The 24434-nt window shown below is 44.3% G+C and carries 27 protein-coding genes, 1 tRNA gene and 1 other RNA gene; 27 read left to right on the forward strand and 2 right to left on the reverse strand.

Features of this window, described 5'->3' with window-relative positions:
- Positions 1–87: 87 nt before the first annotated feature.
- The 12 genes from PGH26_RS00080 (at position 88) to PGH26_RS00135 (ending at position 10477) form a co-directional block, all read left to right on the forward strand.
- A complete protein-coding gene (locus PGH26_RS00080; RefSeq protein WP_323692037.1) occupies positions 88–1467 on the forward strand; it encodes an IS4 family transposase in 1380 nt (459 codons plus the stop codon).
- 405 nt (positions 1468–1872) lie between these two features.
- Complete coding sequence (locus tag PGH26_RS00085) at positions 1873–2115, forward strand: hypothetical protein (RefSeq protein ID WP_323692038.1); 243 nt, start codon at positions 1873–1875, stop codon at positions 2113–2115.
- A gap of 96 nt (positions 2116–2211) precedes the next feature.
- Positions 2212–2829, forward strand: coding sequence for a YfjL-like protein (locus PGH26_RS00090; RefSeq protein WP_323692039.1), 618 nt, complete (start codon positions 2212–2214; stop codon positions 2827–2829).
- Between the two features lie 102 nt (positions 2830–2931).
- A complete protein-coding gene (locus tag PGH26_RS00095) occupies positions 2932–3249 on the forward strand; it encodes a YolC/YozM family protein (RefSeq protein WP_083034772.1) in 318 nt (105 codons plus the stop codon).
- Positions 3250–3525: 276 nt separating this feature from the next.
- The gene (locus PGH26_RS00100; protein ID WP_323692040.1) at positions 3526–4056 is read left to right on the forward strand and encodes an RNA polymerase sigma factor; all 531 of its coding nucleotides are present in this window, start codon (positions 3526–3528) and stop codon (positions 4054–4056) included.
- A complete protein-coding gene (locus tag PGH26_RS00105; protein WP_323692041.1) occupies positions 4053–4820 on the forward strand; it encodes a hypothetical protein in 768 nt (255 codons plus the stop codon). Before PGH26_RS00100 ends, PGH26_RS00105 begins: the two co-directional genes overlap by 4 nt.
- Complete coding sequence (locus PGH26_RS00110; protein WP_323692042.1) at positions 4810–5640, forward strand: hypothetical protein; 831 nt, start codon at positions 4810–4812, stop codon at positions 5638–5640. The genes PGH26_RS00105 and PGH26_RS00110 overlap by 11 nt, the downstream gene beginning before the upstream one ends.
- Positions 5621–6346: a hypothetical protein gene (locus PGH26_RS00115; protein ID WP_323692043.1), complete on the forward strand. Its 726-nt coding sequence runs from the start codon at positions 5621–5623 to the stop codon at positions 6344–6346. The genes PGH26_RS00110 and PGH26_RS00115 overlap by 20 nt, the downstream gene beginning before the upstream one ends.
- Complete coding sequence (locus tag PGH26_RS00120) at positions 6343–7221, forward strand: ABC transporter ATP-binding protein (protein WP_323692044.1); 879 nt, start codon at positions 6343–6345, stop codon at positions 7219–7221. Before PGH26_RS00115 ends, PGH26_RS00120 begins: the two co-directional genes overlap by 4 nt.
- 711 nt (positions 7222–7932) lie before the next feature.
- Entirely contained in the window at positions 7933–8535 is a 603-nt protein-coding gene (locus tag PGH26_RS00125; RefSeq protein WP_323692045.1) for a hypothetical protein, read from the forward strand.
- A gap of 462 nt (positions 8536–8997) precedes the next feature.
- Positions 8998–10109 (forward strand): IS3 family transposase gene (locus PGH26_RS00130; protein ID WP_323692046.1). Its coding sequence is split into 2 segments (ribosomal slippage): positions 8998–9250 and positions 9250–10109, totalling 1113 coding nucleotides; the frame shifts between segments, so codons are not numbered across the junction.
- 92 nt (positions 10110–10201) lie between these two features.
- Positions 10202–10477, forward strand: a complete 276-nt coding sequence (locus PGH26_RS00135; protein ID WP_323692047.1) for a hypothetical protein — start codon at positions 10202–10204, stop codon at positions 10475–10477.
- 159 nt (positions 10478–10636) lie between these two features.
- Here PGH26_RS00135 and PGH26_RS00140 read toward each other — a convergent pair whose 3' ends face one another.
- Complete coding sequence (locus PGH26_RS00140; protein WP_323692048.1) at positions 10637–12004, reverse strand: aspartate kinase; 1368 nt, start codon at positions 12002–12004, stop codon at positions 10637–10639.
- Positions 12005–12161: 157 nt separating this feature from the next.
- Here PGH26_RS00140 and PGH26_RS00145 point away from each other — a divergent pair, with 157 nt between their 5' ends.
- Genes PGH26_RS00145 through thrB form a run of 3 tightly spaced genes read left to right on the forward strand, consistent with a single transcriptional unit; the run spans position 12162 to position 15413 of the window.
- Positions 12162–13454: a homoserine dehydrogenase gene (locus tag PGH26_RS00145; RefSeq protein WP_323692049.1), complete on the forward strand. Its 1293-nt coding sequence runs from the start codon at positions 12162–12164 to the stop codon at positions 13452–13454.
- Positions 13455–13457: 3 nt separating this feature from the next.
- Positions 13458–14516, forward strand: a complete 1059-nt coding sequence (gene thrC, locus PGH26_RS00150) for a threonine synthase (RefSeq protein ID WP_323692050.1) — start codon at positions 13458–13460, stop codon at positions 14514–14516.
- Positions 14517–15413 (forward strand): homoserine kinase, encoded by an 897-nt coding sequence (thrB, locus tag PGH26_RS00155; RefSeq protein WP_323692051.1) that lies wholly within the window; start codon positions 14517–14519, stop codon positions 15411–15413.
- A 145-nt stretch (positions 15414–15558) separates the two neighbouring features.
- Here thrB and PGH26_RS00160 read toward each other — a convergent pair.
- Positions 15559–15651 (reverse strand) — tRNA-Ser (locus PGH26_RS00160).
- Between the two features lie 128 nt (positions 15652–15779).
- Here PGH26_RS00160 and ffs point away from each other — a divergent pair.
- The 12 genes from ffs to PGH26_RS00220 all read left to right on the forward strand — a co-directional run bounded on the left by ffs (position 15780) and on the right by PGH26_RS00220 (position 24416).
- An RNA gene (gene ffs / locus PGH26_RS00165) (signal recognition particle sRNA large type) lies at positions 15780–16047 on the forward strand.
- A 186-nt stretch (positions 16048–16233) separates the two neighbouring features.
- Complete coding sequence (dnaX, locus tag PGH26_RS00170) at positions 16234–18018, forward strand: DNA polymerase III subunit gamma/tau (protein WP_323692052.1); 1785 nt, start codon at positions 16234–16236, stop codon at positions 18016–18018.
- 26 nt (positions 18019–18044) lie between these two features.
- Complete coding sequence (locus PGH26_RS00175) at positions 18045–18365, forward strand: YbaB/EbfC family nucleoid-associated protein (RefSeq protein ID WP_039043168.1); 321 nt, start codon at positions 18045–18047, stop codon at positions 18363–18365.
- 11 nt (positions 18366–18376) lie between these two features.
- Positions 18377–18973, forward strand: a complete 597-nt coding sequence (recR, locus tag PGH26_RS00180; RefSeq protein ID WP_025783657.1) for a recombination mediator RecR — start codon at positions 18377–18379, stop codon at positions 18971–18973.
- Positions 18970–19200 carry a YaaL family protein gene (locus PGH26_RS00185; RefSeq protein ID WP_323692053.1) on the forward strand — a complete coding sequence of 77 codons (231 nt, stop codon included), beginning with the start codon at positions 18970–18972 and terminating at the stop codon, positions 19198–19200. Before recR ends, PGH26_RS00185 begins: the two co-directional genes overlap by 4 nt.
- Before the next feature lie 63 nt (positions 19201–19263).
- Positions 19264–19527: a pro-sigmaK processing inhibitor BofA family protein gene (locus PGH26_RS00190; protein WP_323692054.1), complete on the forward strand. Its 264-nt coding sequence runs from the start codon at positions 19264–19266 to the stop codon at positions 19525–19527.
- A gap of 104 nt (positions 19528–19631) precedes the next feature.
- Complete coding sequence (locus PGH26_RS00195) at positions 19632–21080, forward strand: aminotransferase class I/II-fold pyridoxal phosphate-dependent enzyme (protein WP_323692055.1); 1449 nt, start codon at positions 19632–19634, stop codon at positions 21078–21080.
- Positions 21073–21702 carry a dTMP kinase gene (gene tmk, locus PGH26_RS00200; protein WP_323692056.1) on the forward strand — a complete coding sequence of 210 codons (630 nt, stop codon included), beginning with the start codon at positions 21073–21075 and terminating at the stop codon, positions 21700–21702. Before PGH26_RS00195 ends, tmk begins: the two co-directional genes overlap by 8 nt.
- A 47-nt stretch (positions 21703–21749) precedes the next feature.
- Complete coding sequence (locus PGH26_RS00205; protein ID WP_025783662.1) at positions 21750–22079, forward strand: cyclic di-AMP receptor DarA; 330 nt, start codon at positions 21750–21752, stop codon at positions 22077–22079.
- 21 nt (positions 22080–22100) lie between these two features.
- Positions 22101–22541 carry a YaaR family protein gene (locus PGH26_RS00210; protein WP_323692057.1) on the forward strand — a complete coding sequence of 147 codons (441 nt, stop codon included), beginning with the start codon at positions 22101–22103 and terminating at the stop codon, positions 22539–22541.
- A 56-nt stretch (positions 22542–22597) separates the two neighbouring features.
- Positions 22598–23605, forward strand: a complete 1008-nt coding sequence (gene holB / locus PGH26_RS00215; protein WP_323692058.1) for a DNA polymerase III subunit delta' — start codon at positions 22598–22600, stop codon at positions 23603–23605.
- Entirely contained in the window at positions 23598–24416 is an 819-nt protein-coding gene (locus PGH26_RS00220) for a PSP1 domain-containing protein (protein WP_323692059.1), read from the forward strand. Before holB ends, PGH26_RS00220 begins: the two co-directional genes overlap by 8 nt.
- Positions 24417–24434: the final 18 nt, after the last annotated feature.

Here is a 24434-nt window from a genome sequence, read left to right on the forward strand (position 1 = left end):
TAGCTGTCAACTTAAGAATGTTGTGTAATCTTTCCGAAATGTTGGTATATGTGAATACAAACAACTTTTGGAGAGGAGTTCTTTGTTATGACCACTACATCTCAGACCATTCATCTTCTGGAACAACTATTTACCTGTATCAAACCGTCGCGAGTCGATGAAATTGCGAAAGAAACGGGTTTTATCAAAAGAAAGCGGGTCATGACGGCAAGTGACTTTCTGGCGTTACTCTTCCAATTTCACGGTAACTTTGCGGGCTGTTCCATCCAAGAACTGTGTTCCACATTGGTCGCGGAACAAGAAATTCTAATCAGTCGGACGGCTTTGGATAAAAAGTTTACGCCAGAAGCTGCCGTGTTTCTCCGGCGCTTAATCCAAGAAATCCTCCATCATCAGTATCTGGAACACGTTTCTACTCATTCCTCCGCAGATCTGCTTCCTTTTTTAAGCATCCGGGTATTGGACGCGACGGCTATCGAAGTACCGGATCATTTGAAGAAAAGGGCTACAGAAACTGAGCAGGAATCCGCAAAGATTCAATATGAATATGATGTTCTGTCAGGTAAAACCACGTTTTTGGATGTTGATTTCCGACGTGTGAACGATACAAAAAAAGGTGCCGAACGTATCCCATACGTGAACGAAAAGGATCTTTGCCTGCAGGATTTAGGGTATTTCAGTTTCGAACAATTCAGCCAGATAGGGGAGAACGGCGGCTTCTATATTACGAAGCTGCGGAATGATGCCTACTTGGCATTCAAAAATCCTTATCCTGCGTATCATCCAAATGGAAACGTAGTTCAAAGCAGCCTGTATTACCGATTGGATCTGGTGACACTTTGCCAAAACCTAGAACCTGGTGAACATTTAGAGCTGGAGGGTGTTCATTTCGGCAGAGATGCCCACTTTCCCGCCCGCTGTATTGTGTATTCACATGATGAGACCCAGCGGCAATGCAGATTGAAGAAAATTCAACGGCGCACCACCCGATCGGGCAAGAAACCAAAGAAAGTGGTAAGTGATCTAGCAGGCATTACGGTCTATATGACTAACTTGCCCGAATCAGTGCCCGCTGAGAAGTTGGTAGAACTCTATCGATTGAGATGGCATGTCGAACTTTGTTTTAAAACCTGGAAATCTTATCTTGGAGTCGATCAATTCAAGATAATGAAGAAAGAAAGGTGGCTCTGCCATCTATACGGAACACTCCTAGCCATCATCATCAGCCAGCTGATTGCCTATCAATTGCGCAATATCATATGGGAGGAAGAACAGCTGGAAATCAGCGAGATGATTGCCGTACGTACGGTAGCCATCGGATTCTTACCCAAGCTATATCGAATTTTCACAGACGAAAAGAAGGCGTTTACAGACTACCTGGGTCTGGTCATCAGGCTACTCATCAAAACAGCCAGAAAACCAAAGTCAACCAAAGGAACAGCCCTTCAACGCCTTCAATTCAATTAGAGACATCCAATCAGCCCTCTCGCTAAAAAGGAAGTTGGAATTCTCACCCATTCATTTCCCTATATTTAAGGGAAAAAACGTAATTTGGCGTAAAGAAGGAAAAATATCTTTAGTTCTTAAGTTGACAGCTATGGTGGCTTGAGCCTCCTCAGTCGCAAAAAATGCTCCCTGCGGGGTCTCAAGGCGCACGCTGATCCCTTCGGAGTCGTCCGTCTTCCGCTCCAAGCACCGGAGTGTAGTTATTATAAAGCATACATTCAAGAATCGGGCCAGATAAAAGATTAATTGTTGTATTCAAGTTCGGGCTTTAATACTAAATTTAAGAAGGAGGAGAAGAAAATTATTGGTTTAATAGTATTATTATTTCTCTTATTACTAATCTCTTTAAATATTGGATCCTTCTTATTGTTGAAAAGAGGAAAGCTTAGTTTAGTTATTATTTTAGGAATTATTATGATGATGCTTTTCGATGTTCTTGGTATTAAAGGTGGAGAATTATTTCTTCGTTTCGGAGGAGGAGAAGGCCATGGTTATTTTGCAGCAATGTGTGCTGTGTTTACTTTCGTTAATGGATTTCTACTTGTAACGACAGTAATTATCATGTTTATTATCAGAGTAATAAGAAATAAAAAAAGAATTTCCTCGTAATACAATCGGGGGCATTTCAGTAATACGACTATGTCGCAATAAGGACAAAGAACAGAGGAGGGAATTGTAGTTAGTTTTTAAAAGGGAGGTACAAGGATGAATTCGTCAAAAAAAGGCTGGACCATAAGCATATTCATATGGATAGTTACAGGAATATTGTTATTACTAATATTGGGGACTGTCTTTTTATTCATGTATCTTAGAGCGTCATTGGTGCCAGATGAAAAAGAAATGGAAAAGGCAACTGAACAAGCAGAACAATACCTACAAACAAAATATCCAGAAATGAAATACCAAATTTCACATATCTCTTATAATAGTGAAGAGCAATCCGGAAATTACGATTATGCTGCAATGGTTATTGATATAGAGACACAAAAATCATTTATGGTTTATGAAAATAGAATTACCGGAAAAATGGAAGATGATATATCAATTCAGGAAGAAGAAGAATTCCTTAAACAAGTAAAACCAAAAATTGTTAGTTACATAAATCAAAAATTCGGTGAAACAAATGAGATATCTCTTACGGCATCTTATGAGGTAGGAGGTATACCTTCGCTTAATATTGGGCTAAATAACAATAAAGAAGAATTAAGCGAAGAAATGTTTTTATCTTTTATTAATTATCTGCAGAATGAATTGAAAATCGAACATGCATATGTATCGATTCAGTATGACAACGGAAATGAATTATGGGATACAAGCTATTAATAAATTAGAAGAGTTGCTTTATTTAAGTATAAATTTTAAGTCTACTATTCACTAATCGTGCCAATATCACAAACGGGCCAGAGAAAAGGAGAATGATTAATTATGAAAAAGAAATATATTGCCATAGTTGCTGTAATGTCTTGTTCATTATTTTATTTTGGAAATGATTATATTTCATTCGCTTCGTCAAATGAAGATGAGAAAATCGATAATCTTTTTGAAACGGAATTATATGATAATGCTGAAATGAAATTTGGCGTAACTGGTATGGGAGTTAGTAAGAGTGAAAAGATCTTATCAGTACAAGTGGATGGAGATAGCTTGAGTAATAAAGAAAAAGCGAAATTGTATTTTGAAAAAGAACTCGCCAGCAATGGTATTAATAATTACGAAGTTGAAATTTTAAATCTAGAAAAATGAGTTGAATTATCTAGCGAAGAAAAGTTATGTTGATGAATATTCTTCAATCGGGTGCATTTGTGGAATAGTCAACCTATCAACTCCCACTCCACCCGAACACCAAAAACAAAACTGGCTGGAACAGCGCATTCCCACTGTTCCGGCCAGTTTTTTCGTATGCTGTAAATGATTCGGAGTATTATGAAGCCCCCCCTGATCTCCGTTATTCCAGTAAAAACAAAAAAATAAATCCTTTTCACACCCAGGCGTGTTATATAGAAGTATGGAGGTTAGATCATGTATGAGGATGACGCGGTATTAATCAGCGCGATACAGCAGGGGGATGAAGACGCAATGGCGCAGCTGGTACGGCGGTATTACGATGAGATCTTCCGTTATATTTACCGTCTCGGGAGTCCGTATGAAGAAGCAAAGGATCTGACACAGGAGACGTTTGTCGCGATGCTGCAAGCCTTGCCTGCTTACAAGGAGCAAGGGACGTTCAAAGCGTGGCTGTACAGGATTGCGCGGAACCGGGCGATGAATTTCGTTACGAGGACGAGGCGTTCAGTTGAACTCACGGACGAGCATGACTTGCTTCATCAGGAGTCGGACCTGGAGGAACAGTTCTCCGATCGCTCCGAAGTGAAGGAGCTGCTTGAGTCACTTCCTGCGAAACAACGGGATGCGCTGATTTTGAAATATTATCATGGCTTCACGGCCAAAGAAATCGCAAAGATTACGAAGACGACCGTGCCAGCAGTGAAATCGAGACTGTTCCAAGGGCTGCAGAAACTGCGGAAACGAGCTAAGGGGGTTATGGAGTGAAACAAGGTAAACGTGAAGATGATCAACTGCGCCGCTGGCTGCACGACGACATTCCTCCTGTTATTCATGAACAGGACAGGGAGAGAACCATTGACTACTTGAAGTCTTACATGCCTGTTCCGCAGAAAAATACAGCGGTTGTCATGAAACAACTTGTCCGGCAATCATTCAAAGATCTTTGGGGGCACTTCGCTGTACAGCTAAGTCTTCTGGTGATCGTGTTGATGGGTACTGTTACCATCCTTTCCAGCACCCCGGATCAATGGATTCTTTTCATCCTCACTGCACCAGCCCCTGTGTTTTTAGCAGGGTGGCATCTTGTGCATACACAGACCAAGGACATGGTGGAATTGGAACAGACGTTTACCTTCTCGCTTCAGCAGGTTCTGTTTTCGAAATTGGTGGCAATCTGTCTGTGGAGTCTGATCTTATACGGCGGGGCATTGCTGTATGCGGCGTCCATTCAGAAGGCAGGTCTCTTCTCGCTATCGTTCCATATTGCGGTAGCAGGAATCACGCCGATTCTGCTGTTCTGTGTCATTCTGCTGGCGATCAGTACGAAGTACCGAAATCCGCTGTCTTGGACAGTCATACTGCTAGTATGGGTCTCGTTCATCTTACTTTCCATCTACACACCGTTCGGCTCACTACTGCTGTCGGTTCATACCCTGATTTTCATGGCTGCTAATATTGGACTGGCTGCTGTCTTCATACGACAACTGACTAAACTTTGGAGAATGGAGCGATTACCGGATGGGATTTAGTAAACTAGCGTGGGTAGAAGGAAAAAAGCTATTCTTGCAGAATGAACTCTACATGGCTCTTTTCCTTTGTACCGTTCTATATGCAATGGGAACGAATGCAACCATCGATTCTTCGCAAGCGGTATTTTTCTGGCAAGAGATGGCGTCCGTCATGCCTTATATCGGTTATATGCTGATTGCGGTAACCATCGTCGTCGGTGTTTCCCGGTGTATGCCGTTTGAGCGGGAAAAGGAAATGGAGGAATTGTTGGTTACATACAAGGCAGGTCGTGTGCAGCTGTTGGTCGTGAAACAATTCGTCCTCTTCCTCTTTTGTGTATCAATCGTGTTGTTTTATTACGTTATTACAAGTCTGGTCCTGCTTGCCTATGCGTCGCCGACAGGGTTGTTTGTACAGATGGGAGCAAATACTCCCAATTACCTCACTCCGAATCCTGACTGGACATTTGCAAAGCTCATGATATTGGAGGGGGGCTACATGGTATTGGCAAGTTATATCTTTGCCTTGTTCGTCTTTCTCCTTTCGTTATTCATCAAACGAAGTGTATTCATCATGCTGACGGCTGGCGGCATTTTTGCTTTCTGGGAGCTGTATGAAAAATATATCTTTTACTATATCCAAACCATGCCTGGCATCGAGTACTTGGAGAACGTATACAGATATGGTTTGAACGGAATGTTGAGCTTCGAATATTTAGAAGGGTATGTCGTGTTATCAAATACAGAGGTTTTACTCCTGTTCCTCAGCCTGGCTGCCGGCTTGTTTACCGTAAATCTCATACTCGGGAGGCGACGGATCAATGTTGCCTTGGGAAGTTAAAAAAATCATGCGGAACAAATGGGGGTTCCCTGCAGTCCTCGTCATATGTGGTTTTTGGAGTGTAATGATCTATTTTGCTGCCCAAAAAAGTCCGGCACATGTCTTGGCAACTGCGGATGCGTTCTGGCATGTCCTCGGCACACTGTCGATAGGCTTCCTGATCCTCGCAATGACTACAAAGATATTCATCTTGGACAAGGAGGAAGGCGTGCGGGAAGTCATTCTCACAACCCGTCATGGGAAATCGAAAGTTTTTTTTGTACGGCTGGGAGCTGCTGGCCTCTGTGTACTATTCATGGTCCTTCTCTTTACAGCGATTCAGCTGTCAGGAGCTGCTTTGGCCGTTCCGCCGGAGTCATTCACCGAAATCTTAAGGGGCTGTGCAGCCGGCCTGCCGTACGTACTGGTGGGCAGTGTTCTATTTTCGATCTTTGCCGCCTGTGTTTGTGTCACCTTTCAATCCCACACAATCACTGTGATCCTGTGTGGCTTATTGTATGGCCTGACTTTTTTGCTGAGAGGTAGCCTACTGACGGACTTCTCCATAGAGTGGTTTTTAGAAAAAGGATTTTTTTCGTATCTCATACGGGCACATGAAGTGGGCAACGAACCGCGTCTGCCTCAATTGGTGATCTGGTATATGATTCTGATCGCCGGTTCCATGTTTTTGACGAGGAAACTACAAAGGAGGAGACATGAACTGTGACTCTAAAACTAGAAAAAGTCAGTCATCAGTACAAAGACCACGAGGCACTGAAATCGATAGACTGCGAATTATCTCCGGGAATCTACGGATTGCTGGGGCCGAACGGAGCAGGCAAATCGACACTTCTGCGTATCATGGTGGACGTCATTGCACCGACAAGCGGACAGGTACTTTACAACAATCGTGCCATCACAACACTCGGCGCCGCGTATCGTGACAAGCTCGGATACTTGCCGCAGGACTTCCATGGATACAGTCAGTTCACAGCTGAAGAGTTTTTGAAGTACGTGGCGAACTTGAAAGGGCTCGATGCCAAAACAGCCCGAGTGCGTGTGAAACACGTATTGGCACTAGTGGGCCTGACAAGCGTAAGTCGAAAAAAACTGAAAGGCTATTCCGGCGGGATGAGACGGAGAGTCGGAATTGCTCAGGCTCTGTTGAACAACCCGAAAGTCCTCATCCTGGACGAGCCGACAGCCGGGCTGGACCCGAGCGAACGAATCCGACTGCGGGGAATCCTGTCCCAGTTGGCGCAGGATACAATCATCATCCTCTCCACGCATATCGTGTCGGATATCGAATACGTCGCTGACGAAGTGCTCCTGTTAAAAGAAGGACAGCTCATTGGAAAAGCGTCCCCTCGTGAGCTGCTGGCCAAGTTGGATCGCCAAGTATGGGCGGTCCAAGTACCACATAACGAACTGCAAACGTACACAACGGCCTACCCGGTCTCCAACCTGCAGCTGCAAAAGGAGCACGCGGACATACGGATTATTTCTCATGCGAAGCCTCACATCTCTGCTCAACAGGCAGAGCCTAGGATGGAAGATTTATATGTGTATTATTTTGGCAGTGGGGATACGAGCAATAGTTGATTTGATGAAGTTAAAAAGACATCTCAGTAATGTCAGTATCAGTTAATTTTATGGCGGGAGAGTGGTTATCTTTCTCGGAAAGAAGAGAGAGGAACTGGAATATTTGAATTATATGTAAAAAAGAGTGAGGCATAGTAAAATGTTCTATAATGGAAAGATCCAAGGTGTTGCGCAATCGGGCCAGATTGTCTAATTATCAAGGGATCCTTAATTTTGCTGATAGAGGTTCCTGATGGCGAGTCATGCAGTAGAAACCTCTGTAAATGTAAACTGATTACAGCCAATGAAATGTACCACCTGTGACAAGTTATTTACCAATGAGTGACAACATATGTACCAAGTAACGTCAACCGTTTACCACTAGGGATTGGGTGCTGATTCTTATACTCACAACTTTACATGGAGAGGCGGGCATGATAGCCTTCGCGGGGCAAGCCAGCCATGTGTTGCTGGCCTTCCGGCTTGGAACTCATGCCCGTAGAGGCTCCGTGTCAAGTTGTTATAAATGCTTACCGTCTACGATCCATACTGCTAAAAATCGCTTTATTCCCTAGCGGACAAGCGTCCCAGCAAGGTTGGTAAATACATTGTCATAGCGTGGTAAATTCTTTGGCGTTCCGTGGTAAAAAAGATGTCACGAGTGGTAAAATCGTGTGGCCGTAATCAGTAAACCGTCAAAGTATTATAATTCGGATAAGTAGGGGATGAAAAATGAGTTCTAGAAACAAATGGATTACAATCGCACTCTGTGTCCTAATAGTTTTTTATATTATCAATGAGCTTTTCAGGCATTTTATTTTCGGTTTTCCATTTTGGCTTTTCGTGAATATCCCTTTGTTTTTGATTTCGTTTGTAGGTGGAGCGATCTTATTAATATTTTGGAGCGTTGGTTTTTTCAAAAACAGAGAAAAAGGAAAAAATCTTGTCCCTTTAGTAATGAGCTTACTGCTGTTCTTCTTGTTATTAGCTAATCCCTTGTCTCCATTAATTCAGAAAGCTGAATTCAATTTTAACCTTGACGAAAGAGACGAGATAGCTAATTTAATTTTGGATGGGAAAATACAATCTTCGAATACACGAGGAGACCTTTTTCATATTCCTGCAAACTATAAAGGTTCATCATTGTCAGATGGAAAAGAAGTAATGAAAGTTAATGAAAAGCTTGTTTTCTTCACTAACAGAGGAATTCTTGGTAACTTTTCTGGTTATGTTTTTTCTCCAAACGGAGTCGAACCAAACGATAAAGACCTTGCAGCAAACATAGTGAAATTGAAAAAAATGAAAAAGAACTGGTATTACGTATCCTGTACTTAATGCAAAAAAACTTGAATGGAGTTATTCCAGAATAGGGCGCGATTGCGGAAAAGCGATTTTCACCAATGGGGCAATTCCATTACAAAAACCTCCACTTTCCGGTAATGACCACTTTATTCAAATGACAGTATTAATTTGATAATTTCAATGAAGCGGGGAATCATACGCCTAAAGAGAAACAGAGGTGTAAAAATGATTAGAACCCTTTCGCTTTTGTTGCTATCCTTCTGTTTATTGACCAACTATTCAGTTGCTAACGATAAGCCCCGTCTTTATGAAGAGATGTATCCCGAAATTGGTTACAAATCTGTGGAGGGTGCATTGGATGATTTCGAACAGCACTTCAAACAAAAACTTAAACTGCCGCTTAGGGTTCCGCCTATAATCTGTATAGGCTACACTTACTTGGACAATAAAATTAGGGTCTTGTAGAATATAACCAAAGAGATGAGGAGAATCTACATGACTGAAAAACGAGCAAGACGGACCTATACCAAGGAATTTAAAAACCAAATTGTGCAGCTACATGAAAACGGTAAAACACGTACAGATATTCTTCGTGAGTACGATCTAACCTCCACTACTTTTGATAACTGGGTGAGGCGTCACAAAGCGACTGAATCTTTTGAAGAAAAAGATCAGCGTACAGACGAAGAGAATGAATTAATCAAATTACGTAAAGAGAACCAGCGTCTCCTAATGGAGAACGATATTTTAAAGCAAGCCGCGCTGATCATGGGACGAAAGTAGATGTGATTCAAAACAACCGTCACAAATACTCGGTATCAGCAATGTGCGACGTCCTAGGGATCGCGAGAAGCACGTTTTACTACACTTCCGTTAAACAACCTGAAGATAAAACCCTGCAAAAAGATATCAAGGTAATTTTTAAACAGAGTCGAAACAATTACGGTACACGCAAAATCAAAAAAGAATTAGAGAAGATCAACCGGACGGTTTCTAGACGTCGTATTGGTCGCGTCATGAAGCAAACAGGTCTTGTGTCCAATTACACTGTCGCACAATATAAACCGTTTAAATCAAAAGTGAATGAGGAACCTGTAAAGAATGTTCTGGCGAGAAACTTTAACGGTCAAGAAGAATTGGCTGTGGTTGTCAGTGATTTAACATACGTAAGAGTCAATGGAAGATGGAATTATGTATGCTTATTTGTCGATCTTTTTAATCGAGAAATCATCGGCTACAGCGCAGGGCCAGAAAAGACAGCAAAACTTGTATACAAAGCCTTGTCTAGCATTGAGCGCAACTTAGATCGCATCCAATTGTTCCATACAGACCGTGGAAGTGAATTTAAAAATCAACTAATTGACGAAGCTTTAAAAGCTTTTGGCATCGGAAGATCACTGAGTATGAAAGGATGCCCGTACGACAATGCGGTAGCAGAATCCATGTTCAATGTGGTCAAAATAGAGTTCATTAAGCAAATGACCTTTTCTTCTATCAGCCAGTTAGAGCGTGAACTACAGGATTATGTGAATTGGTTCAACCGGGTTCGGATTCACGGAACGCTGGATTATCTAACGCCTATTGAGTACCGATTAGGGACCTTATAAAAATTGTCCGATTTAATGTTGACAAGCCAATCTTTACTCATCAATTCGGCAGGCTGAATGATTTAGAAGGTGACCTTAATGACACATTTGAAGTGGCATTTATTAATGACCAGTTATCTGAAAACCATTTTAAAATTGAGGTTCGGGCTGTTGCACATAAAATCGAGTTTAGTGACAAGGAAGTTTTAAAAACCTTTAAACTGGATAATGCAAATACAGCAAGATATATGGAAAAACCGATTTCTGGTTTTAATTTGTTAGAATTTGAAAGAGATAATTGGCAATATGTGTTCAGTATCGATAAAAAAGTTTCTGATAGGATTACGCCTGAAATTTTAGTTCAGATAGCAAATTCTATTGATTTCTAAATATGCGCTTCTAACACTTCGCTGTTACTTCCAAAAGCCATTTCCTGAAAGTTTTGAATGGAACGAGAAACAACGGATGACAACATCCCTGCAATAATTGGAGATGTAAAAAGAGCGAGTTCGGATTATCAGCTAATCCGGACTCGCTCTTTTTATCACCTACACACGTGCAATGGCTGTTTGGAAAAACTCGTCATACAGGGAACGGAGCACATCGGTTTCATCCTTTTTATGAATACCGAACACTAAGCTGACTTCAGTGGACCCCTGGTTGATCATTTGAATGCTGGCGCCTGTTTTTGCGATTGCTGTTGCAGCACGCGCCGTCAAACCCGTTGTATCCCGCATACGTTCTCCGACAAGCACCACCATCGAGTAATCGCGGCGGAAGTACACATCATCTGCATCTAAATCTTCCTTCACGCGGTGTAAAATGCGGGCTTCCTTTTCTTCCGTCAAAAACGTATCGCGAATTATGACAGACATGTTGTCAATTCCTGAAGGCGTATGCTCAAATGGAATTTCTTCGTCCTCCAGAATCTGCAGCAAGCGCCGGCCGAAACCGATTTCCACGTTCATTAAGTATTTATCAACGAAAAGTGTTGAGAAGCCATCATCAGCGGCGATCCCGACAACAGGCTGAGAACCGCACTCCCGCTCTTTCACAATCATCGTACCTCGAGCACTTGGATTGTTTGTATTTTTAATGCACACCGGAATTGACCGCAAGAACGCAGGCCGTAATGCTTCTTCGTGGAATACTGTGAAACCTGCATACGAAAGCTCACGCATTTCACGGTATGTCATTGTATGGATGGCACACGGCTGTTCAACCACGTTTGGATTTGCAGAAAACACCGAATCGACATCGGTGAAGTTCTCATACAGTTCAGCCCCGGTCGCTGCAGCGAGCAGAGAACCTGTAATATCTGAACCGCCCCGATTGAATGTGCGGAGTGTTCCGTCTTTTGTGTAACCGAAGAAACCAGGGAACACGATAATTCCGCGTCTATTCCGTAATTCAGCAAGGAGTTCCTCGCCTTCAGGAAGCGCCTGCACCCGCTGCGGACGTTCATTGACCAACAAACCGCCTTCTTTTGGACAGACATACGTCGCTTCCATGCCAATCGATTGCAAATACGCCGCAATGAGTTTCGCGTTGTTGTCTTCACCGGACGCTTTTAGGCTATCCATGAATAAAATCGGATCTTCTTTGTCGAGCGAAAGCCGTTCACGCAAGTCTTTTTCAATTACAGTGTTCATCGAACCATCAAGACCGAGTTCCTCTGCAATCTCTTCATAACGAGCAAGAACTTGTTGCAGTTCCGACTCAGCATCTTGGCCAATCAAGGCCTTTTCTGCAAGAAGAATGAGCAGATCCGTCACTTTGGTATCGTCACTGTGACGTTTGCCTGGAGCGGAAACGACAATAATTTTTCGGGATGAATCGGAATGGATAATGTTTGCTACTTTTTTGATTTGTTGAGCCGATGCAACAGATGTTCCGCCAAATTTACAAACCTTCATTTAACCAGATCCAATCTTTAATTAATTGTGACTTGTGTGATATATTGAATAACAATACCATGATAGGGTTGTCCTGTGAAGACTTTATCTTTATACTGTCTCTATGGAAAGGACAATTGTTTTTTCATAGTGTACATAATAGCGAGGGGAATCGTCAATGAGAAAAGAAATCGGAATTGGATTATTAGGTTTTGGTGTTGTTGGAAGCGGCGTTGCGACGATTTTACACAAGCATCGGGAAGACTTGCAGCATAAGCTTGGTGTACCGGTACGCATTAAGCGTGTGCTGATTAAAAATAAAGAAAAAGAACGGGACACCGAATTGCCGAAAGAAGCATTCACCGATCAGCTGGAAGATCTGCTGAATGATGATGCCATTGACTTCATCGTCGAAGTGTTTGGCGGGACGGACGATGCAAAAACAGCTATCGAACGTTCTTTAAAAGCAGGAAAAGGTGTCGTCACAGCCAATAAAGATGTAATGGCCGTATATGGGAAAGAATTACTTGCGTTAGCAGATGAAAACAGCTGTGACTTGTTTTACGAGGCGAGTGTAGGTGGCGGGATTCCACTTATCCGTACACTTGAGGATGGACTGGCGTCTGATCGGATATCATCACTTCTTGGCATCGTAAACGGAACGACGAACTTCATCCTCACAAAGATGAAGGAAGAAAAGAAGACGTATGAAGATGCACTTGCTGAAGCTACAGCACTTGGCTACGCAGAAGCAGATCCATCTGCTGATGTAGACGGGATTGACGCTGCCCGGAAAATGGCCATCCTCGCATCGCTTTCGTTTTCGTCTGAAGTGCAGCTGGATGATGTTTTCGTACGGGGCATGAGTGTCATTGAAGATGGGGATCTGGAGCTTGCAGAGCAATTCGGGTATACCATAAAAATGGCGGGATCAGCGAAGAAGGATGAAAACGGAATTGAAGTGGCGGTTGAGCCTGTTTTCGTGAAGAACGAACATCCTCTTGCTTCTGTTAACAACGAGTTCAACGCTGTATATGTTTACGGAGATGCGGTCGGAGAAACAATGTTTTATGGACCAGGTGCAGGCTCGCTGCCGACTGCGACATCTGTCACATCAGATATCGTAGCGGCTTGTCGAAATCTCTTGCTTGGCGTGAACGGAAAACGAATTCATTCTTATCAATATGAGCGCAAAGTAAAGTCGGATGAACAGAAGTTTGCCAGCTATTTTCACCGGATTTCTGTACAGGATGAAATTGGCGTACTATCTCGCTTATCTTCTATCTATAGCCACAATAAGGCGAGCTTAGCAACGGTAATTCAACATGCGGATCCAAAACGTGAAGATGCCGATTTAATCTTCATCACACATGCGATTTCGAGAGACCAGCATTTGAAAGTCATTGAAGAATTAAAAGTGGCGCCGGAAGTAAATTGCGTACTAAGCCACTATCGAGTAGAGGGGGACTGACCGATGAGACGATGGAATGGACTAATAGACGAATATCGGGAATGGCTTCCTGTATCGGAGCAAACACCGGATTTAACACTGCAGGAAGGCAATACACCACTCATTCACTTGAAAAACTTATCTGAACAGTGGGGTGTGAACTTATATGTGAAAACGGAAGGTGCCAATCCGACGGGATCGTTTAAAGACCGCGGCATGGTAATGGCCGTTGCAAAAGCGAAAGAAGAAGGAAAAACAACACTTATTTGTGCGTCCACAGGTAACACATCAGCGTCAGCTGCAGCTTACGGCGCACGCGCAGGGATGCGGACAATTGTCGTCATTCCTGAAGGTCGGATTGCACTTGGTAAATTGGCCCAAGCAAAAATGTATGGTGCTGAAATCCTGGAAATCGAAGGGAACTTTGACGAAGCATTGCAAATGGTGCGAGAAGCTGGCGGAGGCGATATTGCACTCGTTAATTCGGTGAATCCGTACCGGTTGGAAGGCCAAAAAACAATTGCATTTGAAACGATTGAACAGCTCGGAAGCGTTCCGGACATTTTTGCGTTGCCTGTTGGAAACGCTGGCAATATTTCAGCTGCGTGGAAAGGCTTTACGGAGTATGCGGAGAAAAGAGGCGGGGACAAACCACAATTATTAGGCGTACAAGCGGATGGTGCGGCACCTATTGTTTACGGTCGTGTTTTTGAGGAGCCTGAAACAGTTGCGACTGCGATTCGCATCGGTAATCCTGCGAGCTGGCACTTAGCGGAAAAAGCGTTGTCAGAATCAGGCGGTCATATTTTAGCTGTGACAGATGAAGAGATTCTGGAAGCGTACAGTTTGCTTGCTGCAACGGACGGTGTGTTTGCTGAACCCGCTTCATGTGCGACAATTGCAGGTTTGAAAAAGCGTATAGAGTCAGGAGAAATCAAGAAAGGGACAACCATTGTAGGGGTCTTGACGGGAAATGGATTGAAAGATCCTGAAACCGCAATTCGAGTCAATGATGGGAAGCCATTCATGACACGTGCAGAATTTGAAGCATTCGCGGCTGACTTGCAAAAGGAGGCGAAGTAAATGGGCAGTACTCCATTTACCGTGACCGTCCCTGCAACGACTGCCAATCTTGGACCGGGCTTCGATAGTATAGGGATGGCACTGTCACTGTATATGACGGTAACTGCAGAGCCTGCAGATCGATGGACAGTCGTCTATGAAGACGAAGAAATGAAGGGACTTCCAACGGATGAAGACAATTTAATCGTTCAGACAATCGGAAAAGTGGTGCGTCGCGCAGGTCGCGAAACGATGCCTTGCACGCTGCGCGTGAAGTCTGACATCCCTTTAGGAAAAGGACTCGGCAGCAGTGCAGCAGCGATTGCGGCGGGTGTAGAAATCGCGGACCAGCTGCATGATTTAAAGATGAATCAGAAAGAGAAGATGTGGTTCGGTGTCGGCATCGAAGGCCACTCAGATAATGTAACGGCAGCAATTGCTGGAGGCGTGACAATTTCTTTTTACGATCATACATCGCTGGAAGTTATGAAGTTCGATGCCCCGCCAATTGGAGGCGTTGTCCTCGTTCCGCCTGTTGAGATGAAAACTGACCACTCTCGCGGGCTTCTTCCGCATCAGTTGGATCATAGCAAAGCAACAGAAGGAAGTGCCGCGAGCAGTCTCATGGCGGCAGCTCTTGCAAAAGGGGAATGGTCACTCGTCGGGCGCATGATGGATCGCGATATTTTTCATGAACCTTATCGAAAAAAGATGTTTCCTGACTTCGATGCAGTCCGGGAAGTGAGTCATGCACATGGTGCTTACGGCATGACGCTGAGCGGTGCCGGGCCTTCGCTGTTCGTTGCAGTACATGCCGGCCGTGAAGAAGAGGCGGCACGGCTCCTGGAGGAGAAATTCCCTTACTATAGATGTATTGCTGTCACTCCGGTTGCAAAAGGTGCAGCGGTAGAGGCATAACAAAAAACTAGAGAGTACATGTATTCTCTAATCATTAGGCATGCTTCCGTAATTCATTAATAGACCATGAAAAAAGCTGTCCATGATCAGGTTTCCCTTTTCATGGACAGCTTCTTTTCTATGTTATCGAAATAGAACTTATGTATGGAGGAGGTAGAGGGATTCGAACCCCCGCGGGTTTTGACACCCCTGTCGGTTTTCAAGACCGATCCCTTCAGCCGAACTTGGGTATACCTCCGTGTTAGACAAGTAATAATATATCAGGCATCTGAAAAGAAGTCAACAACTTTTAATGAAAAATCTCAGGGGCACGTAAAAAAGTGTGAAAGTTGATTTTTTGGCAAGCTACTCGTATAATTAAATTTGCCGTGCTAGGTGGGGAGGTAGCGGTGCCCTGTAACTTGCAATCCGCTCTAGCAAGACTGAATCCCTTTCCTGAGGCCGTCCGTATTGTAGGGTCTGCCTTTTGCACGTAGTGTTGACATTTGGGTCCCGCGCAATGCGAACCCACGAACCATGTCAGGTCCGGAAGGAAGCAGCATTAAGTGGAATTTCTCATGTGCCGCGGGGTCGCCTAAATCGAGCCAACGACAAGAGTAACGCTTATGTGCGGCGGTCAAAGGAAGGTGCACGGTGTACATAGCAAAAGCCTCTTATCCCACTGCGGATGAGGGGCTTTTGCATGTTTTTTAAGCAATTTTTTTCAAAACCTATACAGCTTGAACTCCGTAAAAAACGCAGCTCTCAAACAACGTCTTGCCTGATGTTTTGTGGTATACTAATAGGAATGAATGAAGCGAAAAGAAAGGGGAGCGGACGGTTGAGTTACCAAGCTTTTTACCGGGTATACCGGCCTCAGACATTCCACGAAATGTCAGGACAGCAACACGTAAAACAAACACTTCAAAATGCTCTCCTCCATAACAAAACGACCCATGCCTACTTGTTCTCAGGTCCCCGTGGAACTGGAAAGACGAGTGCTGCTAAAATTTTCGCTAAAGCACTGAACTGCGAAAATGGACCTGCGAAAGAACCATGTAACGAATGTGAAACTTGCAGAACAATTACAGAAGGATCAAATACAGATGTCATTGAATTTGATGCAGCGTCCAATTCTCGTGTTGAAGAAATGCGCGACATCATTGAAAAGGTCCGCTATGCACCGGCTTCATCCAAATATAAAGTCTATATTATCGATGAAGTGCATATGCTTTCCAATTCAGCCTTCAATGCGCTGTTAAAAACCTTGGAAGAACCACCCGCGCACGCGGTATTCATCTTGGCGACAACAGAGCCTCACAAACTGCCGCTCACTATTATTTCCCGCTGTCAGCGATTTGACTTCAAACCGATTACTGCCGCAGAAATCGTGGAGCGCATGACGCACGTTTTAAAAGATGCGGACATTGAAGCTGACGCCAGTGCACTAAAAGTAATCGCACAAGCGGCTTCAGGCGGGATGCGGGATGCGCTCAGCATGCTGGACCAAGTTGTCTCTTTCAGTGGAGATCGAGTCACTGCAGAAGAGGCATTGCTTGTAACGGGATCTGTTGGAGAGGACATCTTCCTTCAGCTTGCAGAAGCTTTACTGACTAAAGACGCTGGTGCTGCACTGACATTATTAAACCAGCTCATTGCAGAAGGGAAAGATGTCTCCCGTCTAGCAGAGGATTTAATAACATTCTTCCGTGATTTACTGTTATTGCGGACGGCGCCTGATCTTACAGACTTACTGGAAGTCATTTCAGGGGACGAACGCTTTGTTGCCTTGGCGCAAGCGTTCGAGCCGGATACTTTATACGCCTATATCGACATCTTAGGAGTGACTCAGCAGGAAATGCGTTTCTCCAACCATGCGAAGGTGTATATTGAGTCTGCATTGTTGAAGATGGTGCAAACGCGAGGAACTTCAAATTCAGGAACGGGTGGTGCAGCTGCATCACCTGAGCTTGAACAAAAAATTGCCGCCTTGGAACGGATTGTTGCAGAATTGCAGCAACAACTCGCTAACGGAGGCGGACCTGCAGCACAAGCTGGGGAAAAAACACCGGCATTGCGCAAAAACTCTTCCAATAATGCGCGCGCATACAAGATTCCGACCGGCAAAGTCCATCAAGTGTTAAGTGCTGCAACTAAGCAGGACATTCAAGTGATCCGGGAAGAATGGGCACGCATGATGCAGACGATGCAGCGTTCACATTCCGCACTTCTTGAAGAAACAGAGCCAGTAGCAGCATCGGATAGTGCATTTGTGTTAAAATTCAAATATGAAATCCATTGTCTCATGGCGTCTGAAAACGCATCCCTCCGTTCAGGACTTGCGGAAGCGCTGCGTCAGCAAACCGGTAAAGCCTACGACGTGGTTTACGTCCCTGAAGAGGGATGGCTTAAAGTTCGAGAGGATTTCATCCGCAAAAGCGGGGTGTCTAAGCAACAGTCGCAACCAGAGGGGAATTCCGCTGCTGGCGGCGAACCAACTGATGCTTCAGTTTTTGATGAACCGCCGGCGTTTCTTGAAGGCGCAGAACTGACACAAGAGGATCCAATTGTATCAGAAGCAGAAAAATTGTTTGGTAAAGAATTTATTACCGTCCATGACGAGTAACTTAACTAAAAGAGGAGGAAATAATAATGCGTGGTATGGGAAATATGCAAGGTATGATGAAGCAAATGCAAAAGATGCAAAAGCAAATGGGTGAGGCTCAAGAAAAATTAGGTGAAGAGCGCTTAGAAGGAGCAGCAGGCGGCGGTATGGTGAAGGTAATCGTCTCAGGCGACAAAAAGGTTGTTGAGGTCATTGTGGATCCATCCGTGATTGATCCTGAAGATGCTGAAATGTTACAAGACCTTATCGTGATTGCAACGAATGACGCAATGGAAAAAGCAGAAGAATTAACGAACTCTACGATGGGACAATTCACGAAGGGATTGAACCTTCCAGGGATGTTCTAGGAGGCAAAACCATGCATTACCCTGAACCGATATCCAAACTGATTGACAGTTTTATGAAACTGCCAGGCATCGGCCCGAAAACTGCGGGCCGGCTGGCGTTTTTTGTGTTGAGTATGAAAGAAGATACTGTGCTCGACTTTGCGAAAGCGCTGGTTGATGCCAAACGTAATCTAAGGTTTTGCTCCGTGTGCGGACATATTACAGATATCGACCCATGTCACATCTGTCAGGATCAGTCACGAGACCGCACCCTGATTTGTGTAGTACAAGATCCGAAAGACGTGATTGCCATGGAGAAAATGCGTGATTACAAAGGACTTTATCATGTTCTGCATGGTGCGATTTCTCCTATGGATGGCGTCGGGCCGGAGGATATTAACGTACCTGACTTGCTGAAACGTCTACAAGATGAGGAAGTGGAAGAGCTGATTTTAGCAACTAACCCAACGATCGAAGGCGAAGCAACCGCGATGTATATTTCACGTCTTGTGAAACCGTCCGGCATTCCAACTAGCCGAATCGCTCATGGGTTACCGGTTGGCGGAGATCTCGAGTATGCCGATGAAGTAACGCTCTCTAAAGCATTAGAAGGGCGGCGACAACTGTGAAACGGTCGGGGGGACTGTTTCGCAGGAGGAACAAGCTGAAGCGGGAATACGATGAAAAGTTACGGACATTGATGTTAGATACACGAGAAGAGTGGGAGCGGACGAAATCGATTGAAAAGTATGCAGATGATTTCGATCAGGAAGTTGTGATTCGAAAAAAAATTGCTGAAAGCAATCATTTTTATCTGTACAAAGAAGCTAAAATCAGAAATCTTGGCATTGAGTGAACTAAACAACGATTGCTTTGCATAGACTGCTAATAGTCCATTGTAAAGGGGGCAGCTTCTGCTATGAAAGTTGCTATAATTCTCGCACTCGGTGTTGTCCTGCTCTTCGTACTGCGTTTGACCAAGCCTCAACTGCAAACGGCGGCTGAAAAACTATCCATATTGTGGTTCCGGCTCGCATTTGCCTTCCTGATTCTGTTCATCATCAACATCGCTGGCGGTTTTGTTGGATTGTACGTGCCGATTAATATTGGATCAGGCTTTTTACTGGCAGTGCTTGGAATTCCGGGATTGGCGTCTTTACTCGTCCTGGCAGTTTTCCTGTAAGGATGGGTGATCGATAGACGCCTTCTCGTGAAGTCAGCCAATGTGTGCTGACTTTTTTTACATAGAAGATGCAGCAAAATTACTAAAGGAAGGAGGAGAAATGAATGGATCATACAAAAAGACCTGTAGTGGAAGCGCTGCAAAATTTTCTGGCAACACGGCCAGTATCGTTTCATGTACCTGGACATAAGCACGGGCTACTCTCTAAATTGCCCGAGGATCTGAAAGCTGCACTCCGATACGATGTAACGGAATTGACAGGACTGGATGATTTGCATGCACCCGCTGAAATGCTTGCAGAAGCACAAAGAATGCTAGCGGATGTCTATGGCGCAGATCAGAGCTTTTTTCTTGTGAATGGCTCTACAGTCGGCAATCTTGCAATGATCCGTGCAGTTTGTGCACCAGGCGATACATTACTCGTCCAGCGCAATGCGCACAAATCCGTATTCCATGCAATGGAGTTAGCGGGAGTACAGGCTGTTTTGCTTACGCCTGAGTGGGACGAAACAACTTGCACTGCAGGCGCTGTTTCATCTGCAACTGTTGAAGAGGCACTAGAACGACACACGGATGCGAAAGGTGTTGTTGTGACGTACCCGACGTATTACGGAACAGCAGGGAGTGACTTGCAGACAATTGTTGAGTGTGCACACGAACGGGGGATACCAGTACTTGTAGATGAAGCCCACGGCGCACACTTTGTGATAGGAAGTCCATTTCCGGTATCTGCCCTTCACGCCGGAGCAGATATCGTCGTTCAATCGGCGCACAAAACGTTATCCGCAATGACACAGGCTTCCTTTTTACACGTAAATTCAACGTTAGTCGATATACACAAACTTACACATACACTTTCTATGCTGCAAACAAGCAGCCCCTCTTATATGCTGCTTGCATCCTTAGACGACGCGAGAGCAATGGTTGCCGGTTACTCAGAAGATGACAAGCAAGCGTTTCTTGCATGGCGAAGTGAATTCATCAGACAACTTAAGAAGGTCAAAGCGCTTGAAGTTATTGAGACGGAAGATCCGTTAAAAATTCTCCTTCGACAAAAAGAAGCATCTGGTTATACACTGCAGCATGCGTTGGAAGGATCGGGAATCTATACAGAACTGGCAGACGAACGCCAAGTACTCTTTGTGCTTCCTCTGCTAACTGAAGGGACCGCGTATCCTATAGACTCCATTTGCAAAGCAGTCGATTCAGCGGTACAACAGTTGCAAAGCAGTGCTGTAGAAGTACCTGAAAAGGATGAACCGCTTGAGGAAGAGCCGCGTAAGTTCTTCATTACAACGAGCAGCCAGTCAAAAAAAGATACGGAATGGGTTTCTGCAGAGTCGGCAATCGGCTGTCAAACTGCTGCAGCAATTATTCCATATCCACCTGGAATCCCGCTCGTCTTAAGTGGTGAGCATTTGAACCTGCACCAAATACAAGAGATTTGTCATATGACGGAGTCAGGCGCAAAGTTCCAAGGAGCAGTGCGGGTTAATGGATCGGCAACGGAAATTGAAGTGTTGAGTGCACAAGGAGAAGATTGGAATGGCTAAAGGGATATTCATCACATTCGAAGGACCAGAAGGCGCAGGAAAAACAACGGTCATTAAGGAAGTTTATAACCGGTTGCAGCAGCAGGGAAAATACTCAGTTTTAACAAGAGAGCCTGGCGGAATCCGGATCGCAGAGAAAATCAGAACGATTATTTTAGATAATGACCATGAAGAAATGGATGGCCGGACAGAAGCGTTATTGTACGCAGCCGCACGACGACAGCATCTGACTGAAAAAGTTGTTCCCGCACTGGAAGATGGGGCAATTGTCTTGTGTGATCGTTTTGTAGATAGTTCTCTTGCGTATCAAGGATACGCAAGAGGTTTAGGCATCGATGAAGTTCTGTCGATAAATGAATTTGCAATTGATGGCCTCATGCCCGATCATACAATTTACTTTGACATATCCCCAGAGGCAGGGTTGGCAAGAATTGCAGCGAGCGGAGAACGGGAACAGAATCGTTTGGATAATGAAACACTGCAATTCCATAAAGATGTGGCGGAAGGATATCGCCTCGTGCAAAAAATGTTTCCAAAACGGATTCAGCCCATTGATGCCGGCGGTTCTGTAGAAGAAGTTACAGAAACTGTCTGGAAAACAGTTGCATCATTCATTTCTTGAGCCGTTTCATGATATAATAAAAGAAAGCGGAAAAGGAGAGATACCCCGTGAAACTTATAGTGGCAGTAGTACAAGACCAAGACAGTAATCGACTTTCATCAGCATTGACGAAAGGTGACTTCCGAGCAACGAAATTGGCAAGTACAGGCGGATTCTTGAAGTCAGGGAACACAACATTTTTAATCGGTACAGACGATAGTCTTGTCCCGAAAGCGTTGGACCTCATTCGAGACAACTGTCGTTCGCGTGATCAAATGGTGGCTCCCGTCTCACCAATGGGCGGAAATGCTGACTCCTATATTCCATATCCAGTTGAAGTTGAAGTCGGTGGTGCAACGGTATTTGTTCTGCCAATCGAACAATTCCGCCATTTCTGATTCATATCGGAGTGATTAGTAATGAAAGTAAATAATGAATATCGCGCAGGTCTTGATAAATTACGGAATGACCCGCTTAAATCTCCACAGGGCGGGGAGCGTTTTGGTCAAATGGTTCAAAAACAAGAATCACGCCTGCATGGAGAACAGATTACTCGTCTGCTGGGCGATATATCCAGCGCAGGTGACCGGCTGGCACGGTCCCGTAATTTACGAGATATGGCTAAATTTAAAATGCTCGTCAAACGTTTTCTTAAAGAGTCTGTTGAAACCGGTCTCGGACTGAAACAGTCACATACGTGGAACCAGTACGGAGAAGGACGGCGGCTGAAAATTGTTGAAACAATTGACCAAAAGCTAATCGAATTGGCAGAGCAATTGCTTCAAGATGAAGAGTCTTCTATGGATCTTCTCGCTAAAATTGGTGAAATCAAAGGACTTCTCATCAATCTATATACATGAGGACGTTTTCTGATACATAAGAAAACGTCTTTTTTATACGAAAGGGGGGCAGTAACATGGATAATCAGTTGAGCAGCAGAATCGCAGCCGAACAGCCGGCGGTCGCTGCCAGGTTCAGTGCTGCCTACCGAAATCACCGTATTGGGCATGCCTATATATTCGATGGTGAAAAAGGAATTGGTAAACACGAAGCAGCGTTATATTTTGCACAGTTATTATTGTGTGAGCAGCCAAGCGAAAATGTTCCATGTGGAACATGCAGCGCCTGCAAGCGTGCTGCTTCAGGAAATCACCCGAACATTTTAACGATAGAACCGGATGGTCAAGATATAAAAAAGGATCAAATGGCAGGATTACTTTCTGTTATGACGAAAAAGGGATATGAGAGTGGCCGCCGTATCTATATGATAGACCAAGCTCACCGCATGAACACCGCAGCTGCCAACGCGCTGCTCAAGTTTTTGGAAGAACCGGAAGGCGATGTGACCGCAATATTACTGACAGATGCCTATCATATGGTATTACCTACGATTCAGTCCAGATGTCAGCGCATTTCTTTCCTTCCGCCTCAACGGGAACAGCTGCTGGAAACCCTTAAAGCGGAAGGGGTTTCTCCATCACTTGCAGCTACGGTGACGTCACTTACAGCGGATTCAGTCCGTGCTGCAGAACTCGCGGCGGACGATCAGTTTGTAAGTTTACGAAAAACAGTGGTAAAATTAGTTCAAGCCATCGATCATCACGTATCAGATGCATTATTACTGATCCAGTCTGAATGGACTCCTTTTTTGAAAGAAAAAGAAGACACTGAGATGGGACTGGACTTGCTTCTATACATGTACCGTGATATTGTGGCGAAGAAAGCGGGACTGTCTGCAACACCCGCATACCCGGATTTAGATGAATTCATAACAAGTCTAGCAATGAAAATGACTTATGATCAGCTGTCCTCAATTTTGGAATCCGTTTTGCAGGCAAAAAAGCAATTGCATCGCAATATGCACCGTACGCTTTTAATGGAGCAATTGGTGCTCAGTATGCAGGAGGGGTTATTCGTTGTATAACGTTGCAGGAATCCGCTTTAAAAAAGCGGGTAAAATACATTATTTTGACCCAATGGATTATGACTTGAAAGTAGACGATTATGTAATCGTTGAATCAGCACGTGGCACAGAGTATGGAAAAGTAGTAAGTATGATGGTGGACATGGATGGTTCTGATTTAGTTCTGCCATTAAAGAAAGTTATCCGTCCCGCTAGCACAGAGGACATGGATAAGGTAGAAGAAAACCAACTCGACGCTGAAAAAGCATTCACTACATGTGTCGCAAAAATCCAAGAGCACAAACTAGATATGAAACTTGTCGATGTGGAATATACATTTGATCGAAATAAAGTGATTTTCTATTTTACAGCTGAAGGGCGAGTCGATTTCAGAAACTTAGTGAAAGACTTAGCATCCATTTTCAGAACGAGAATCGAGCTGCGCCAAATAGGCGTCAGGGATGAAGCTAAAATGCTTGGCGGAATTGGCCCTTGCGGCAGAATGCTCTGTTGTTCTACATTCCTGGGCGATTTTGAACCAGTTTCTATTAAGATGGCAAAAGACCAGAATCTATCACTTAACCCTTCCAAGATCTCAGGGTTATGCGGAAGATTGATGTGCTGTCTAAAATACGAGAATGACGAGTACGAGGAAGCCAAAGCACTCATGCCTGATATTGGTTCACGTATTGAAACTCCAGATGGACCAGGAAAGGTCGTCGGTCTGAACTTGCTGGAACGTTTGTTGAAAGTGAAATTAACCGATCAGGACCAAACACTTGAATATGCTTGGGAAGAACTGTCGAAGAAGACGGGACAGCCCGTCAATTGATGAAGTGATGAGGTGACA

This window comes from Sporosarcina jeotgali, assembly GCF_033304595.1.
Classification (GTDB): Bacteria; Bacillota; Bacilli; order Bacillales_A; family Planococcaceae; genus Sporosarcina; species Sporosarcina jeotgali.

What these genes read in the sequence shown, in the direction of transcription:
- thrB (WP_323692051.1), top strand. Translation starts at nt 14,517, where the DNA reads ATGGGCAGTACTCCATTTACCGTGACCGTCCCTGCAACGACTGCCAAT.
- PGH26_RS00110 (WP_323692042.1), top strand. Translation starts at nt 4,810, where the DNA reads ATGGGATTTAGTAAACTAGCGTGGGTAGAAGGAAAAAAGCTATTCTTG.
- PGH26_RS00140 (WP_323692048.1), bottom strand. Translation starts at nt 12,004, where the DNA reads ATGAAGGTTTGTAAATTTGGCGGAACATCTGTTGCATCGGCTCAACAA.
- recR (WP_025783657.1), top strand. Translation starts at nt 18,377, where the DNA reads ATGCATTACCCTGAACCGATATCCAAACTGATTGACAGTTTTATGAAA.
- PGH26_RS00115 (WP_323692043.1), top strand. Translation starts at nt 5,621, where the DNA reads ATGTTGCCTTGGGAAGTTAAAAAAATCATGCGGAACAAATGGGGGTTC.
- holB (WP_323692058.1), top strand. Translation starts at nt 22,598, where the DNA reads ATGGATAATCAGTTGAGCAGCAGAATCGCAGCCGAACAGCCGGCGGTC.
- PGH26_RS00175 (WP_039043168.1), top strand. Translation starts at nt 18,045, where the DNA reads ATGCGTGGTATGGGAAATATGCAAGGTATGATGAAGCAAATGCAAAAG.
- PGH26_RS00125 (WP_323692045.1), top strand. Translation starts at nt 7,933, where the DNA reads ATGAGTTCTAGAAACAAATGGATTACAATCGCACTCTGTGTCCTAATA.
- PGH26_RS00095 (WP_083034772.1), top strand. Translation starts at nt 2,932, where the DNA reads ATGAAAAAGAAATATATTGCCATAGTTGCTGTAATGTCTTGTTCATTA.
- PGH26_RS00090 (WP_323692039.1), top strand. Translation starts at nt 2,212, where the DNA reads ATGAATTCGTCAAAAAAAGGCTGGACCATAAGCATATTCATATGGATA.
- PGH26_RS00145 (WP_323692049.1), top strand. Translation starts at nt 12,162, where the DNA reads ATGAGAAAAGAAATCGGAATTGGATTATTAGGTTTTGGTGTTGTTGGA.
- PGH26_RS00080 (WP_323692037.1), top strand. Translation starts at nt 88, where the DNA reads ATGACCACTACATCTCAGACCATTCATCTTCTGGAACAACTATTTACC.
- PGH26_RS00100 (WP_323692040.1), top strand. Translation starts at nt 3,526, where the DNA reads ATGTATGAGGATGACGCGGTATTAATCAGCGCGATACAGCAGGGGGAT.
- tmk (WP_323692056.1), top strand. Translation starts at nt 21,073, where the DNA reads ATGGCTAAAGGGATATTCATCACATTCGAAGGACCAGAAGGCGCAGGA.
- PGH26_RS00195 (WP_323692055.1), top strand. Translation starts at nt 19,632, where the DNA reads ATGGATCATACAAAAAGACCTGTAGTGGAAGCGCTGCAAAATTTTCTG.
- PGH26_RS00210 (WP_323692057.1), top strand. Translation starts at nt 22,101, where the DNA reads ATGAAAGTAAATAATGAATATCGCGCAGGTCTTGATAAATTACGGAAT.
- thrC (WP_323692050.1), top strand. Translation starts at nt 13,458, where the DNA reads ATGAGACGATGGAATGGACTAATAGACGAATATCGGGAATGGCTTCCT.
- PGH26_RS00190 (WP_323692054.1), top strand. Translation starts at nt 19,264, where the DNA reads ATGAAAGTTGCTATAATTCTCGCACTCGGTGTTGTCCTGCTCTTCGTA.